14 protein-coding genes and 1 pseudogene are annotated in these 14,932 nt (G+C 72.5%); 9 read left to right on the plus strand and 6 right to left on the minus strand.

Annotated features, from left to right (window positions below):
- Nucleotides 1-582 precede the first annotated feature (582 nt).
- The gene (locus tag ACGF3I_RS31740; protein ID WP_393138130.1) at nucleotides 583-1,629 is read right to left on the minus strand and encodes a LacI family DNA-binding transcriptional regulator; all 1,047 of its coding nucleotides are present in this window, start codon (nucleotides 1,627-1,629) and stop codon (nucleotides 583-585) included.
- Nucleotides 1,630-1,925: 296 nt separating this feature from the next.
- Between ACGF3I_RS31740 and ACGF3I_RS31745 the strand changes: the two genes are divergently transcribed.
- From ACGF3I_RS31745 to ACGF3I_RS31760, 4 genes and pseudogenes are all read left to right on the plus strand, one after another.
- Entirely contained in the window at nucleotides 1,926-3,080 is a 1,155-nt protein-coding gene (locus tag ACGF3I_RS31745; protein ID WP_393138132.1) for a Gfo/Idh/MocA family protein, read from the plus strand.
- Nucleotides 3,077-4,276, plus strand: coding sequence for a dihydrodipicolinate synthase family protein (locus tag ACGF3I_RS31750; RefSeq protein ID WP_393138134.1), 1,200 nt, complete (start codon nucleotides 3,077-3,079; stop codon nucleotides 4,274-4,276). The genes ACGF3I_RS31745 and ACGF3I_RS31750 overlap by 4 nt, the downstream gene beginning before the upstream one ends.
- Complete coding sequence (locus tag ACGF3I_RS31755; protein ID WP_393138136.1) at nucleotides 4,273-5,133, plus strand: sugar phosphate isomerase/epimerase family protein; 861 nt, start codon at nucleotides 4,273-4,275, stop codon at nucleotides 5,131-5,133. The genes ACGF3I_RS31750 and ACGF3I_RS31755 overlap by 4 nt, the downstream gene beginning before the upstream one ends.
- 82 nt (nucleotides 5,134-5,215) lie before the next feature.
- Nucleotides 5,216-5,854: pseudogene (locus ACGF3I_RS31760) on the plus strand (sugar phosphate isomerase/epimerase family protein); the annotation flags it as partial.
- Here the strand turns inward: ACGF3I_RS31760 and ACGF3I_RS31765 are convergent.
- The gene (locus ACGF3I_RS31765) at nucleotides 5,799-6,776 is read right to left on the minus strand and encodes an EamA family transporter (RefSeq protein ID WP_393138138.1); all 978 of its coding nucleotides are present in this window, start codon (nucleotides 6,774-6,776) and stop codon (nucleotides 5,799-5,801) included. The pseudogene ACGF3I_RS31760 and the gene ACGF3I_RS31765 overlap by 56 nt on opposite strands.
- 125 nt (nucleotides 6,777-6,901) lie before the next feature.
- On the opposite strand from ACGF3I_RS31765, the gene ACGF3I_RS31770 reads away from it, so the two are divergent.
- Both ACGF3I_RS31770 and ACGF3I_RS31775 read left to right on the plus strand, forming a co-directional pair.
- Nucleotides 6,902-7,834: a LysR family transcriptional regulator gene (locus ACGF3I_RS31770; protein WP_393138140.1), complete on the plus strand. Its 933-nt coding sequence runs from the start codon at nucleotides 6,902-6,904 to the stop codon at nucleotides 7,832-7,834.
- On the plus strand, nucleotides 7,831-8,091 hold the full coding sequence (locus ACGF3I_RS31775; protein ID WP_393138142.1) for a hypothetical protein: 261 nt from the start codon (nucleotides 7,831-7,833) through the stop codon (nucleotides 8,089-8,091). Before ACGF3I_RS31770 ends, ACGF3I_RS31775 begins: the two co-directional genes overlap by 4 nt.
- 68 nt (nucleotides 8,092-8,159) lie before the next feature.
- Here the strand turns inward: ACGF3I_RS31775 and ACGF3I_RS31780 are convergent, their stop codons facing one another.
- Nucleotides 8,160-8,456, minus strand: coding sequence for a DUF397 domain-containing protein (locus ACGF3I_RS31780; protein ID WP_393138144.1), 297 nt, complete (start codon nucleotides 8,454-8,456; stop codon nucleotides 8,160-8,162).
- Entirely contained in the window at nucleotides 8,443-9,267 is an 825-nt protein-coding gene (locus ACGF3I_RS31785) for a Scr1 family TA system antitoxin-like transcriptional regulator (RefSeq protein ID WP_393138146.1), read from the minus strand. Before ACGF3I_RS31785 ends, ACGF3I_RS31780 begins: the two co-directional genes overlap by 14 nt.
- Nucleotides 9,268-9,396: 129 nt before the next feature.
- Here ACGF3I_RS31785 and ACGF3I_RS31790 point away from each other — a divergent pair, with 129 nt between their 5' ends.
- The 3 genes from ACGF3I_RS31790 to ACGF3I_RS31800 all read left to right on the plus strand — a co-directional run bounded on the left by ACGF3I_RS31790 (nucleotide 9,397) and on the right by ACGF3I_RS31800 (nucleotide 12,356).
- A complete protein-coding gene (locus ACGF3I_RS31790) occupies nucleotides 9,397-9,603 on the plus strand; it encodes a hypothetical protein (RefSeq protein ID WP_393138148.1) in 207 nt (68 codons plus the stop codon).
- 200 nt (nucleotides 9,604-9,803) lie between these two features.
- Nucleotides 9,804-10,259, plus strand: coding sequence for a carboxymuconolactone decarboxylase family protein (locus ACGF3I_RS31795; protein WP_393138150.1), 456 nt, complete (start codon nucleotides 9,804-9,806; stop codon nucleotides 10,257-10,259).
- A gap of 273 nt (nucleotides 10,260-10,532) precedes the next feature.
- Nucleotides 10,533-12,356 (plus strand): glycoside hydrolase family 3 protein, encoded by a 1,824-nt coding sequence (locus ACGF3I_RS31800; RefSeq protein ID WP_393138152.1) that lies wholly within the window; start codon nucleotides 10,533-10,535, stop codon nucleotides 12,354-12,356.
- Between the two features lie 627 nt (nucleotides 12,357-12,983).
- Here the strand turns inward: ACGF3I_RS31800 and ACGF3I_RS31805 are convergent.
- Together ACGF3I_RS31805 and ACGF3I_RS31810 are read right to left on the minus strand one after the other, a co-directional pair.
- The gene (locus tag ACGF3I_RS31805; protein WP_393138154.1) at nucleotides 12,984-14,375 is read right to left on the minus strand and encodes a S28 family serine protease; all 1,392 of its coding nucleotides are present in this window, start codon (nucleotides 14,373-14,375) and stop codon (nucleotides 12,984-12,986) included.
- Nucleotides 14,376-14,479: 104 nt separating this feature from the next.
- Nucleotides 14,480-14,884, minus strand: a complete 405-nt coding sequence (locus tag ACGF3I_RS31810) for a hypothetical protein (RefSeq protein ID WP_393138157.1) — start codon at nucleotides 14,882-14,884, stop codon at nucleotides 14,480-14,482.
- Nucleotides 14,885-14,932 lie beyond the last annotated feature (48 nt).

Below are 14,932 nucleotides of genomic sequence, written 5' to 3' on the forward strand. Positions count from 1 at the left end.
AGGCTGCGCCCCAGACCCCCCGAGGGGCTCCGCCCCTCGAACCCCGGCGGGTTTGCCCACCCGCCCGCCCGTGCAGCGGGTTGGAGGGTGCCGGGCCCTGGGGCTGCGCCCCAGACCCCCCGAGGGGCTCCGCCCCTCGAACCCCGGCGGGGGCTCCGCCCCCTGCACCCCTCTCGGGGGCTGCACCCCCGGACCCCCCTTTCGCGCCTGAACGGCGCTCGTCCTCAAACGCCGGACGGGCTGAGGATGCGCATGCTGGCCAGCACCGAGCAGTTAAGGGGCGCGGGGAACTGCGCAAGGCAGGCCGCACACGACATGCGGGCCCGCACCAGTCCTGCCAGGGGCGCGGGGAACTGCGCGAGCGAGCGACCACGGCCCGCACACGACCAGGAGGTTGAGGGGCGCGGGGAACTCCCCAAACCCCGGCCACCTCCAGCCCCGCCAGGGGCGCGAGGAACTGCGCGAGAAGCGACCACGACCCGAGCACGACCAGGGAGTTGAGGGGCGCGAGGAACTGCGCGACGAGCCACCGGCGGCGCGAGGCCGACAGCGGGTTGAGGGGCGCGGGGAACTGCGCAAAAGCTAGGCCGCCCCCCGCACCGCCCCCGTAGACCCCCGAACCATCAACTCCCCATGCACCCAAGCAACCCCCCCGGGCGGCACCCCCTCCCGCCCCAGCGCCAACCGCCCCGCCCGGGCCCCCGCCTCGTACAGCGGCAACCGCACCGTCGTCAGGGCCGGTACCGCGTCCGCGCTGAAGGGGAGGTCCACGAAGCCCGCCACCGAGACGTCCCGGGGGACGTCGAGGCCCCGGTCCCGCAGCGCCGCGCACGCACCCAGCGCCACCGTGTCGTTCGCGGCCACCACCGCCGTCAACTCCGGCTCGCGGCGCAGGAGTTCGAGCGTCGCGTCGTAACCGCAACGGCGGTCGTACGTGCCGTGCACCACGAGGTCGTCGAGGGCCAGGCCCGCCGCCTCCCACGCCGCCCGGTGCCCTTCGAGGCGGTGCCGGGTCGTGGTGCGCTCCGTGGGCCCGCCGACGTAGCCGATCCTGCGGTGGCCGAGGCCGATCAGGTGCTCGGTCAGGCGCCTGCCGCCGCCCCGGTTGTCGAAGGCGAGGGTGGCCGTCACGCTGTCGCCGGGCAGCGGCGGGCGCCCGCACAGGACGATCCGGGTGCCCGCGTCCGCGAGCCGCGCCAGCTTCGCGCTCACGGCCGCCTGGTGCTCAGGGTCCTCAAGGGCCCCGCCCGTGACGATGACGGCGGCGGCGCGCTGGCGCTGGAGCAAGGTCAGATAGGTGAGTTCGCGCTCCGGGGAGCCCCCGGTGTTGCAGATGACGGAGAGCTTCTCGCGCACCCCGCGCTCCTCGCCGATCGCCGCCTGCGCCGCTCCGGCCATGATCCCGAAGAACGGATCCGCGATGTCGTTCACCAGGATGCCGACCAGGTCGGAGGTGGCCGCGGCGAGCGAACTCGCGGGCCCGTTCAGGACGTAGTCCAGCTCGTCGACCGCCCGCAGCACGCGTTCCCTGGTGGCCGCCGCCACCGGGTAGTTGCCGTTGAGGACCCGCGAGACGGTCGCCGGGGACACCCGGGCCCGGGCCGCCACATCCGCCAGGGTCGCTGTCATCTCTGCCTCCGAACCGGTCGGGCCACGATCACGCCGTTCAAGCTTTCGGCCTCTTGTCCGAGGCGCTGTGCGCAGGCTAGCGTCCTGCCCTGTAGAAAGCGCTTGCTATCAGCAATTCGGCGGCCGAACGGCCATCCCGCGCGCCCTCAGCCGTGCCCGGCCCCGCCTCCACGTCCGCCTCCGCACCCCCCATGGCCACACCCACACACCCTCACAGTCACAGCCACACCCACCACCCCGGACCACACCCCCGTACGCACCACCCGCACGCGCAGCACCCACCCCCGGAGGGATCCATGACGGAACGCAGGACCGTGCGCATCGCCATGAACGGCGTCACCGGACGCATGGGACACCGCCAGCACCTCGTGCGCTCCCTGCTCGCACTGCGCGAGCAGGGCGGCCTCGACCTCGGCGACGGCAGCACCCTGTGGCCCGAGCCGGTGCTGCTCGGCCGGCGCGCGCACGCGCTCAAGGCGATGGCCGACCAGCACGGCCTCACCGAGTGGTCGACGGACCTGGACGCCGTGCTCGCCGACCCCACCGTCGACATCTACTTCGACGCCCAGGTCACCTCGGCCCGCGAGGAGGCGATCGGCAGGGCCATCGCGGCGGGCAAGCACATCTACACCGAGAAGCCGACCGCGACGGGCCTCGCGGGCGCGCTCGACCTGGCGCGGCAGGCCCGCGCGGCCGGCGTCAAGCACGGGGTCGTCCAGGACAAGCTGTTCCTGCCGGGCCTGCTCAAGCTGAAGCGACTGATCGACTCGGGCTTCTTCGGCCAAGTCCTGTCCGTACGCGGCGAGTTCGGATACTGGGTCTTCGAGGGCGACTGGCAGTCGGCGCAGCGCCCGTCGTGGAACTACCGCAGGGAGGACGGCGGGGGCATCGTCGTCGACATGTTCCCGCACTGGGAGTACGTGCTGCACGAGCTGTTCGGCCGGGTCACCTCGGTGACCGCGCACACCGCCACCCACATTCCGCGCCGCTGGGACGAGAACGGCGTCCCGTACGCGGCGACCGCCGACGACGCGGCGTACGGGATCTTCCAACTGGAGGGCGGCGCCGTGGCGCAGATCAACTCCTCCTGGGCGGTACGGGTCAACCGGGACGAACTCGTCGAGTTCCAGGTGGACGGGACGGAGGGCTCGGCGGTGGCCGGGCTGCGCAACTGCCGTGTGCAGCACCGCAGTTCGACACCCAAGCCGGTGTGGAACCCGGACCTCCCGGCCACCGAATTCTTCCGCGCGCAGTGGCAGGAGGTCCCGGACAACGACACCTTCGACAACGGCTTCAAGGCGCAGTGGGAGCTGTTCTTGCGGCACGTCGCGCTCGACGAGCCCTACCACTGGGACCTGTTCGCCGGCGCGCGCGGCGTCCAGCTGGCCGAACTGGGCCTGCGCTCCAGCGCGGAGGGCCGCCGCATCGACGTACCGGAGATCACCCTGTGAAGCATCACCCCGTACGGCTCCGGCTCCCCGGCCCGGACGGCACGACCCGCCCGTACGAGCCCCGCCCGGCCCCCCTGCCGCTGCCACCGGGCCCGGCGCCCTCCTCCCGTACGGTCTTCTCCGCCGCGCACGTCGTGGCGGACCCGTACGCGGACGTCTCGCCGGACTCCCCCGCCGCCGTCGACTGGGACGCCACGCTCGCCTTCCGCCGTCACCTGTGGTCGCACGGCCTCGGGGTGGCGGAGGCGATGGACACGGCCCAGCGCGGCATGGGCCTCGACTGGCCCGCCGCGGCCGAACTGATCCGGCGAAGTGCGGTCGAGGCCAGGGCAGTTGGCGGGCGCATCGCCTGCGGGGTCGGCACGGACCAGCTCGGCGGGGACCAGCTCGGCGCGGGCCGGCACGGCACGGGCGCCGGTACGAGCCGAGTCCGCGCGGCCTACGAGGAGCAGCTCGCCCTGGTCGAGGAGGCCGGGGCGCAGCCGATCCTGATGGCCTCGCGGGCCCTCGCGGCGACGGCCCGCGGGCCCGAGGACTACCTCGCCCTCTACACCGATCTGCTCCGCCAGTCCTCCCGCCCGGTGATCCTGCACTGGCTGGGCCCGATGTTCGATCCGGCGCTCTACGGCTACTGGGGCTCGGCCGATCTGGACGCGGCGACGGAGACCTTCCTCGACGTCGTCCGCGCCCACCCTGACAAGGTCGACGGCATCAAGGTCTCACTCCTCGACGCCCGTCGCGAGGTGGAGCTGAGACGCCGCCTGCCGGCCGGCGTACGGTGCTACACGGGCGACGACTTCAACTATCCCGAACTCATCGCGGGCGACGAACTGGGCTTCAGCCACGCCCTGTTGGGCATCTTCGACCCGCTCGGCCCGCTGGCGGCACAGGCGGTGCGCCTGCTGGACGAGGGTGACACCGGCGCCTTCCGTGCCGTGCTGGACCCGACGGTGGAACTGTCCCGGCACCTGTTCCGGCCGCCCACCCGCTTCTACAAGACGGGTGTGGTGTTCCTGGCGTGGCTCGCCGGGCACCAGACGCACTTCACGATGGTCGGCGGTCTCCAGTCGGCGCGGTCGCTGCCGCATCTGGCGCGGGCGTACGAACTGGCCGACGGGCTCGGCCTGTTCCCCGATCCGGCGCGCGCGGCCCACCGCATGCAGTCCCTCCTGACCGTACAAGGAGTCCCCCAATGACCGCCGCCACCCCTCCTCCCGCCCCCGCCCCCGTCCCCGCCCGCTTCAGCATCAACCAGATGACGGTGCGGCAACTGCCCCTGCCGGAGCTGGTGAGGGAGTGCGTACGGCTCGGGGTGCGGGGGGTGGGGCTGTGGCGGGAGCCGGTGGCGCAGTACGGCCCGGCCGCGTCCGCGAAGCTGGTACGGGACGCGGGACTTGAGGTCACCTCGTTGTGCCGGGGCGGTTTCCTCACGGCCGTCGAACCGGCCGCACGGGCCGCCGCGCTCGCCGACAACCGCGCGGCGATCGACGAGGCGGCGACGCTCGGCACGGACACGCTGGTGCTGGTCTCGGGCGGCCTCCCGCCCGGCTCGAAGGACCTCGCGGGCGCGCGCGCCCGGGTGGGCGAGGCACTCGCCGCGCTCGGCCCCTATGCCGCCGAGCGGGGCGTGCGGCTGGCGATCGAGCCGCTGCACCCCATGTTCGCCGCGGACCGCTGCGTGGTCTCCACGCTGGACCAGGCGCTGGCCCTGGCGGCGCCGTTCCCGCCGTCCCAGGTGGGCGTGGTGGTCGACACGTACCACGTCTGGTGGGACGACACGGCGCCGGCCGCGGTGGCCCGGGCGGGGGCTGCGGGCCGCATCCACGCCTTTCAACTGGCGGACTGGGTCACGCCGTTGCCGGCGGGGGTGCTCAACGGGCGGGGGCAGTTGGGGGACGGGGCGGTGGATCTGCGGTGGTGGGTGTCGCTGCTCGACTCGGTGGGGTATCGGGGGCCGGTGGAGGCGGAGCTCTTCAACGAGGAGCTGTGGGCCGGGGACGGCGCGGCGCTCCTCTCCGACACGACGTCCCGCGCCGCCCTCCTCCTGTCCTGACGACCCCGCCGGGCACCCCCGCCCCCAGAAAGGCCCCCGAATGAAGCTCGCCCTCTCCACCCTGGGCCTGCCCCGCCTGCCCATGGCTTCCGTGGCCACCCTGGCGAAAGACGCCGGCTACCAGGGCGTGGAGCTTCGCGCCCACCCCGAGGAACCCGTCCACCCCGGCATGAGCGCACGGGAACGGGCGCGGGCCAGAAGGGAGTTCGAGGACGCCGGCATCGAGATCCTGGCCGTCGCGGGCTACGCGAAGGTCGCCCAGCCGCTGGCCCCGCACGAACTCCCCGAGCTCGTGGCCCTCGCCCACGACCTGGGCGCACGCCACATCCGCGTGTTCCCCGGCGGCGACGGCACCCCCGCCGCGGAGGACAGGGCCGTACAACAGCTGCGCGGAGCCGCCGAGTTGGCCGCGCGGGCGAACGTACGCATCCTCCTGGAGACGCACGACTCGCACCGCACCGGCGCCCGCGCCGCGGCCGTCCTGGACCGCGTGGGCGAGCCCAGCGTCGGCGCGCTGTGGGACGTCATGCACACCTGGCTGGGCGGCGAGACCCCGGCCGAGTCGTACGCCCGTCTGGCCCCGCACCTCGGCTACACCCAGGTGAAGGACATCGCCTCGGCCGAGGACACCACCCCCCTGCCCCTGGGCGCCGGCACCCTCCCCCTCACGGACTGCCTCGCCCTGCTCCCACCGGACGGCTGGCTGTGCTGGGAGTACGAGAAGCGCTGGTACCCCGGCGCCGCCCCGCTGCCCGGGCTTCTGAAAGCGGGCCGCGCCCACCTGATCCGCCCGCCCGCGTCAAAGACGTGAGCGCCACCCCGCCCACCAGGAGCGCCCCCGCGCACCAGCGCAGCGGTGTCACCGCCTCCCCCAGCAGCAGCGCCGCCGACGACATCCCGAACACCGGCACCAGCAGGCTGAACGGCGCCACCGACGACGCCGGGTAGCGGCGCAGCAGCATCCCCCACGCGCCGAAGCCGAACACCGTGCTGATCCACGCCACGTACACCAGCGCGCCCGCCCCGCCCCAGTCGAAGCCGGCCAGCGCCCGTGCGTCCCGGCCCGGCCCCTCGAACAGGAGGGAGAGCGCGAGCAGGGGCAGGACGGGCACGACGGACACCCACACCATGAAGTTCAGCGCGTCGGGCGGCGCCGCCCTGCGGGTCAGGACGTTCGAGACGCCCCAGCACGCCGCCGCGCCCACCGTCAGCGCGAAGCCGAGCAGCGGCCCGCCCGAGCCCTCGTCCACCCCCGCCACGACGATCCCCGCAAGGGCCACTCCCATCCCCAACAGCCGTACGCCACGCAGCCGTTCACCCAGGACGGCCATCGCCACCCCCGCCGTGAACACCGCCTGCACCTGGAGCACGAGGGACGAAAGACCGGCCGGCATCCCCTGGCTCATCCCGATGAACAGCAGCCCGAACTTCGCCACCCCGAGCACCAGGCCCACCGCCACGATCCACTTCCACGTGACCTTTGGCCGCCCCACGAAGAACACCGCGGGCAGCGCCGCGACCAGGAAGCGCAGGGTGGAGAACAGCAGCGGCGGGAAGTGGCCGAGGCCCACGTCGATGACGACGAAGTTGACCCCCCACACGGCGGCGACGAGCACGGCGAGGGCGATGTGTACGGGACGCATGCGTCGAGGATCACCGCCCCCGACCATTCAGCACCAGCGCGCGTTCGTGGATAGTGAAGTGAAGCACTGCTTAATCCACGCACAGCAAGCCACGACCGCGCCCCGACATCCCGAAATGAGGCCCCGTGCTCGACCTGGCCCGGCTGCGCGCCCTGCACGCGGTCCACGTCCACGGCTCGGTCGCCGCCGCGGCCGCCGCCCTCGGCTACACCCCGTCCGCGATCTCCCAGCAGATCTCCAAACTGGAGCGCGAGACCCGCACCACCCTCCTGGAGCGCCGCGGCCGGGGCATCGCCCTCACCGAGGACGCCCTCCATCTCGCCCGTGCGGCACGGGAGTTGATGGCCCTGGTCGAGCGCACGGAGACCACGCTCGAGGCGCGGCGCGGCCTCCCCAACGGCGTCCTCACCCTCGGCGCCTTCGCCACGGCCGCCCGCGGGCTGCTCCCCGCGGCCCTCGCCGCACTTGCCCGCGAACACCCCACGCTCGAAACGCGGTTGTCCGAAGTCGATCCGCACATCTCCGTCGACCTGGTCGCCAAGGGCGTGATCGACCTCGCCGTCGCCCACGACTGGGACATCGCTCCGCTGCCGGCCCCCGACGGCATCGAGCACGCGGTCATCGGCGACGACCACTGCGACGTACTGGTCCCGGCCGGCCACCCCCTCGCGTCCCGCCCCGCCGTCCGCCGCACCGACCTCGCCCACGAGCCCTGGATCTGCCAGCCGCCCGGCTCGGTCTGCCACGACTGGCTCGTACGCACCCTGCGCGCCGACGGCCACGAGCCCGACCTCCGCCACCAGGCCGCCGAATACCACACCCAACTCGCCCTGGTGGCAGCCGGGTTGGGCATTGCCCTGATACCGCGCCTCGGCCGCGGCACCCTCCCCGAGACGGTCGTCGCCCTCCCCCTGGACCCGGTCCCGACCCGCCGTCTGTACGCCCTGTGGCGCACGGGCGCGTCCCGCCGCCCCGCCATCACGGCCACGGTCCACGCCCTCCACGAGGCCTGGGCCGGCCTCAGCCAAGACCGCCCACTACCTGACGGTGCATCATGAAAGTTCTCACGCAGTGGATCACTTCATTGAGGGGCGGCGGATTCGTCAAGGGTTCCGCCGCCGGGCTCGGTGAGATGTTCCTCGGCTGGCGCTCACTCCTGCTCGGCTGCGGCGGCACCGTCCTCGGCTTTGTCGGCGCCCTCACGAACAACGGGGTCGGTACGCGTCTGATGCTGCTGGCACTCGGCCTGGTCTCTCTCCCCGTTGCCGTCGTTTCCTGGCGACACATGAAGCGAGCGGCGCCGCCGGAGCGGTGACCATGCGGAGAGGGCTGCCGGGCTTCAGTCCCCGGCAGCCCTGCCCCCTCCGGGGGCGCCCGACGCCCTCAGCGGGCCAGCGCCCCGCCCTTGACCGCCCCCACGAACGCCGCCCACGCCGTCGGCCCGAACACCACGGCCGGGCCGGTCGGGTTCTTGCTGTCCCGCACGGGTACACACGCGGGGCAGGAGTCGCTGAGCTCCAGGCATTCGCCGCTACTGCCGCCGCTGTACGTCGACTTCCGCCAGTTCGCGTACGCCTCAGTGACTTCCAGGCACTCCCCGCTCTCGCCCCCGCTGTAGCTGGACTTGCGCCAGCCGGACAGTGCCGAGGCGTCGGGCACGTTCTTTTCAGTGCGCTTCATGCCCGTAATCCTCCGCCACGGACCGAATGAGCGCCAGGGACCTCCGGTGCGACAACGCGTCACCCAGAGCATGGTCGTAGACCTCCTGACACTGCCGCACTACCGACGGAAGCTCCCAGACCCTGCCGTTCTTCAGCCCCTCCACGTAGGCGATAGGCGGGAGATCGCTGAACCACATCAACGACACGAGGCCCTCCAACAAGGCATGCGCGCCCGCCTCGTACGTGAGCACGTGCATGCGGATCCGGCGACTCTCGCCCAACTTCACCAGGTGCCGCAGCTGTTCGCACATCACGGCCGCCCCACCGATGGGGCGTCGCAGCACCGCCTCGTCCAGCATCGTCCACACGACGGGCTTGTCGAAGTCCTGGAGGATTTGCGCACGATCCAGGCGTGCACCGAGGAGCCTGTCACGCTCCTCGTCGCCCTTGGGCGGGTGGCCCGAGCTGAGCACTTCGTGCGCGTACGCCTCCGTTTGGAGAAAACCCGGCACCAGCTTGGGCGCGTACTGCCGGATCACCGTCGCCTGCTGCTCGAACTCCAGCGCCTCTGCGAAGTGTTCGGCGACCTTGGGCCCCTCCAGCGTCGGCAGGAACCGCTCAAAGAACCCTCCGGCCCCAAGGACCGAATCAAGTCGCCGCGCATCGGAGACGTCCGGGCGCCGGCGACCCGCCTCGATGTGGGCGATGTGCGTGCGCGACATCACCGCACGTTGGCTCAGCTCCTCCTGCGTGAGGCCCGCCGCCTCCCTCCTGGCCCTGAGTTCCTCGCCGTACTTCGTCCGTGAGACGGGGTTGTCCTCGATCGCCATGCCATCAACTCCCCTGCTTGCAGGCCGCGTTGTCACCCCCGGTGCACTGTTCAGCGTAGGGAACACGACCCCACGCTGTGAGCGGAACAGCACACACAGTGAGAGGCAGTGGCAATGGGAGCGCACCCCGTGGGGGCGTATGTCGCCCACACCGGTACCGATGTGTACGGGCCGGGCAAGGTGATCGGCACGGACGGTGACTGGCGGCGCATCCGGTTCGTGCACTTCGTCGCGACCATCGCCGTACGCGATCTGCGCGTCGCCTCCGCTCAGGAGGAAGGCGAGGTACGCGCGTGGCTGACACGGAAGGCCGCCCGACATGGGGGCAGTTGGTAGCGGGCCCGGCACTGGGGCTCAGGCTGTCGCGGGACGGCGGGCTGACGTGGGAGCCGTACGTCATGCCCCGGTGGGCCGAAGCGGGGTCCGAAAAGAATTTCGGCGGCGCTGTCACATCCGCGGACGCTCGCGGGTCAGTGAGGTGGAGGCGGACGCGGGAAGCGCCCGCGACAGCCACGACGGACACAGGAGCCCCAGCCATGCAGGCACGTATGACCAACCCCGCACAGGTCCTTCCCGGCGCGATGAAGGCGATCCTCGATCTGATCGAGGCCGCGAAGCAGGGCGGGGTGCCCGGATCCACCCTGGAGCTGGTGCACCTGCGGGCGAGCCAGATCAACGGCTGCGCGCCCTGCGTGTTCGGCGGGATCGCCAGTGCGCGCAAGAACGGTGTGGACGAGGACCAGCTCAGCACGGTTGCCGTGTGGCGGGAGGCGCCCTTCTTCAGCGACGCCGAGCGGGCGGCCCTCGCGCTGGCCGAGGCCTCCACCCGGCTCGCCGACCGCCCGGACGCGGTGCCGGACGCGGTCTGGGACGAGGCCGCCCGGCACTACGACGAGAAGGAGCTGGCTTCGATCGTCCTCATGGTCGCGGTGACCAACCTCTTCAACCGCCTCAACGCCACGACCCGGCAGGTGGCCGGGGGGACCTGGTAGCGGGCGGCGCGGGGAGGGCGGAGTTCGGGGTCGCCGGGCGCGGGCCCCGGATGATCCGTGCGGCGATGGGCGACACGGGGGTGCGCCCCATCGCCGCGATCAGAGCCGCGACGAACCGTGCCCGGCGGGGCCGGCGCGACCGCCACGACGGTCCCGCCGCGCGGCGGGACCGTGCGCATAGCCTTGACTGACAATTACTTTCCGGATAACGGTTCGCCTTGGAAGTTTCTTCCATCCCCGGCTTCCCGGGTACCACCGCCGGAAGGAGCGCACGTGCAGCACCGCACCTCAAGACGCAGCCTCCTGACCACCACCGCCGCCATGGCCGCCACGGCCGCCCTCGGCCTCCCCCTCCCCGCGTACGCGGCCGGCGCGCGCGAGGGGGCCGGGGCCGACCGGCGCCTGCGCGCGCTCATCGCCCGCATGTCGGTCGAGGAGAAGATCGGGCAGCTCTTCGTCATGCGGGTCTACGGACACTCCGCGACCGCGCCCGACCAGGCGGACATCGACGCCAACCTCCGTGAGATCGGGGTGCGCGACGCCGCCGAGCTCATCGCCAAGTACCACGTCGGCGGCATCATCTACTTCGCCTGGGCGCACAACACCCGCGACCCGCACCAGATCGCCGCTCTCTCCAACGGCATCCAGGCCGCCGGGCTGGCCCAGCGCGTTCCGCTGCCGCTGCTCATCGCCACCGACCAGGAGCACGGCGCGGTGTGCCGGGTGGGTGAGCCGGCCACGCTCTTCCCGGGCGCGATGGCGATGGGGGCCGGCGGCTCGACCGCCGACGCCCGCACCCTGGGCCGCATCTCCGGCGCCGAGCTGGCGGCGATCGGCATCCGCCAGGACTACTCCCCCGACGCCGACGTGAACATCAACCCGGCCAACCCGGTCATCGGCGTACGGTCCTTCGGCGCCGATCCCGACGCCGTGGCCCGCATGGTCGCGGCCGAGGTGCGCGGCTACCAGGAGTCCTCGGTCGCCGCGACCGCCAAGCACTTCCCGGGCCACGGCGACACCAGCGTCGACAGCCACACCGGCATCCCGGTGATCACCCACAGCCGTGCGGAGTGGGAGCGGCTCGACGCGCCGCCCTTCAAGGCCGCCATCGCGGCCGGGATCGACGCGATCATGACGGCGCACATCCAGTTCCCCGCGCTCGACCCGAGCAATGACCCCGCCACCCTCTCCCGCCCCATCCTCACCGGCATCCTGCGCGAACAGCTCGGCTACGACGGGGTCGTCATCACGGACTCGCTCGGCATGAAGGGCGTGCGCGACAAGTACGGCGACGACCGGGTGCCGGTGCTCGCGCTGAAGGCCGGGGTCGACCAGCTGCTCGATCCGCCCAAGCTGGACGTGGCCTTCGCCGGGGTGCGGGCGGCCGTGGCGAGCGGCGAGCTGAGCGAGGCCCGCCTCGACGCATCCCTCCTGCGGATCCTGCGGCTCAAGGAGCGCCGCGGCCTGTTCGCCCGGCCGTACGTGTCGGCGCGCGCGGTGGACCGGATCGTCGGCACCCGGGCCCATCGGGCCGCCGCCAACGACATCGCCGAACGCACCACCACGCTCATCAGCAACGCGCAGGGCCTGCTGCCCCTCTCCCGCCACCGGCACCGCCGGGTCCTGGTGGTGGGCGCCGACCCGGCCTCCCCCTCCGGCACGACCGGACCGCCGACCGCGGTCCTGGCCGGTACGCTCACCGAACTCGGCTTCCACACCACGGTGTTGAGCACGGGAACTGCTCCGTCCCCGGCGCAGATCGACGCGGTCGTGCGGGCGGCGGGCGGTCAGGACGTGGTGATCGTCGGCACGTACAACGTGGCGGCGGGGGACGCGCAGGGCAGGCTCGTGTCCGCGCTCGGGGCGACCGGGGTGCCGGTGGTCCACGTCGCGCTGCGCAACCCGTACGACATCGCGCACCTGAGCGGGTACGCCGCCTCGCTCGCCACGTACTGCTGGACGGACGTGGAACTCCGGGCGGCGGGGCGGGTGTTGGCGGGGCGGGGGTGGCCGCGGGGGCGGCTTCCGGTGGCGGTGCCGCGTAGTGATGACCCTGCGCGGGATCTCTACCCGATCGGGTATGGGTTGTCGTACTAGCGGGGCGGGTGAAGGTGCGGGGGGCCCGGGGTTTGCGCAGTTCCCCGCGCCCCCTTGGCCCCGGCCGTCTGCGGGCCGTGGTCGCCTTTTGCGCAGTTCCCCGCGCCCCTGGCGGTGCTGGGGATGCCCGGGGTTTGCGCAGTTCCCCGCGCCCCTTGGGCCCCGGCCGTCTGCGGACCGTGGTCGCTTCTCGCGCAGTTCCCCGCGCCCCTCCCCCTGTCGTGTGCGGGCCGTGGTCGCTTCTCGCGCAGTTCCCCGCGCCCCTTAACTGCTCGGTGCTGGCCCGCACTGGGCACCTCAGCCCGTCCGGCGATTGAGGACGAGCGCCGTTCAGGCGCGATCGGGGGTGCAGGGGGCGGAGCCCCCGCCGGGGTTCGAGGGGCGGAGCCCCTCAGGGGGTCTGGGGCGCAGCCCCAGTGGCCGAACCCTTCAACCCGCTGCACGGGCGGGTGGGTGGGCCAGCCCCTCGGGGTCTGGGGCGGAGCCCCAGGGCTCAGCCGGTACAACCCGCCGCACGGGCGGGTGGGTGGGCAAGCGCCCCAGGGGCCGGGGCCAGACAGCCCCCCGCACGGGCGGGTGGGTGGGCGAACCCCCCAGGGGGCTGAAGCAACCCCCCGGGGGTCCCCCTCAGGGGTGGAGGGTGCGGTGCATGGGGGCGTCCTGCTTCGCGTTGTAGGCGGGCGCCGCAGGGGACGGGGACAGCCCCGCCCAGCGGAGGATGGCCGCCGTGGCCGCCGCCTTCTGCCCGGCCGCCAGCAGAGCCACCTTGGACCCGTGGTTCCCCCCGGCCACCGTGTACACGTAGGAGTCACGCGCCCCCGCCCCGAGGGAGAACCGCTCGGCCCCCCAGGGGTCGTTCTGCCCGTACACGTACAGCATGTGGTCCGCGTGGTGGCGCACCCAGGTGTCGACGTCCCGCATCGCGGAGGGCTGGAAGCGCATCGGGATGTCCCGCGGCACGAAGTTGCGCGGCGGCTGGTACCCGTAGCGGCTCAGCTTGCCGAGCCACGGCTGCTTGATGGTGGGCGAGCCCAGCTGCGTACCGGCCTGGTAGTAGTACGCCGTGTACGGGGCGAGTCCCTGGTCGGTGTAGAAGGAGAAGCCGGAGATGGTGTCGACCGAGTCCCAGATCGCCTGGTCGGTGGCGTGCGCCGCGTCCGCCGGGATCGTGGCGCAGTCGGCGAGCAGGTGGTACTGCCAGAAGCCCCACACGTAGTCGAGCACGACCGCCTCGTACGCCTTGTCGAGCGTGCCGACGGTGGTGAAGGTGTAGCCGTTGGCCGCGGCGTACTCCTGGTACTTCTTCTCCAGGGAGGTCCGCCGCACCAGCGCCTCGCGCTGCACACCCTCCAGCTTGTCGCGGCACTCCTTGGTGCCGACCGTCCGGAAGAACCGGTCGTAGGCCGAATCCTCGTTGTTCACCACGTCGTTGGGGGCCACGTACGCGACGACGCCGTCCATGTCACGCGGGTAGAACCGCTTGTAGTAGGTGGCCGTCATGCCGCCCTTCGAGCCGCCCGTGGTCAGCCAGTTCTTGGTGTAGACCGGCTTCAGGGCCCGGAAGATGGCGTGCTGGTCGCTGGCCGCCTGCCAGATGTCGTCCTTGGACCAGTCGGCCGGCTGCGGCCGGGACAGCGGGAAGAAGCGGTACTCGACGGAGACCTGGTTGCCGTCCACGATCTGCGTGGGCTCGCTGCGGCTGGGGTTCGTGGAGACGTCGTAACCGCTGGTGTACATCACGGTCGGCCGGTCGGTGTCCTTGTGCAGCAGGGTGAAACGCTGCTGGAAGGTGGCCCGGCTGTACGGGTTGCGGTGGTCGACCGGCTGCGTGATCGAAAGGACGAAGTAGCGGTAGCCGGTGTACGGCTTCTCCTCTATGAGACGTATCCCGGGTATCGCCAGGATGCGGTCCTTGATGTCCGGCTCGGCGGCGGTGGCCGCCCCTGCCGCGGCTCCTGTCGCGGTCAGCGTGCCCATCAGCACGACCAGCGACAACAGCCATCTGAACGCCTTGCGCATGCACACTCCCCTGTGGGGCCCCTGTGGGCTCGGAACGTGGTTCCGTGAACCTAGCGGTGCCAACACCGGGGCCGCCAGACCCGGTTGACCTCACGGCCTGCCCCTCAGCACACCCATCCCGTCTGCGCCGAGGCCCCGGATATCGCTCCGGTGGCGCGTACGCAGCGACTGCCCGCGTGCACGGTGACCGGGCCCGCCCGCTGGGTGTAAGCACCGGAGTCACCGGCCGGCGCCGAGCCGCGCGCCTGGATCGTCACCGTCATGGGGCGCCGCGCACCCGGGCTCTTGGCCTCGGTGACCGCGCACGCGTACCCGTTCCCCTTGTACAGGCGAAGCTCCCCCGCGCTGAACCCGACCGTCCTGACGGGCCGTCCCGCGCACGCGGCCGACGCGTCCGCGCTGCCCCCGGCCGGGCCGAACACGACCAGGCCGCCCGCCATCACCGCCACCATCGACGCGGACCCGAGAAGCCCCCTCTTCCCCGGCCCGCCGAACATCCCACCGAACACGCTTGCACCCTTCCGCCACTTGCGCGTATGCGGGGAAGGACGCAGCGG

Source organism: Streptomyces sp. NPDC048111 (genome assembly GCF_043202815.1).
In the GTDB taxonomy this organism is placed as follows: domain Bacteria; phylum Actinomycetota; class Actinomycetes; order Streptomycetales; family Streptomycetaceae; genus Streptomyces.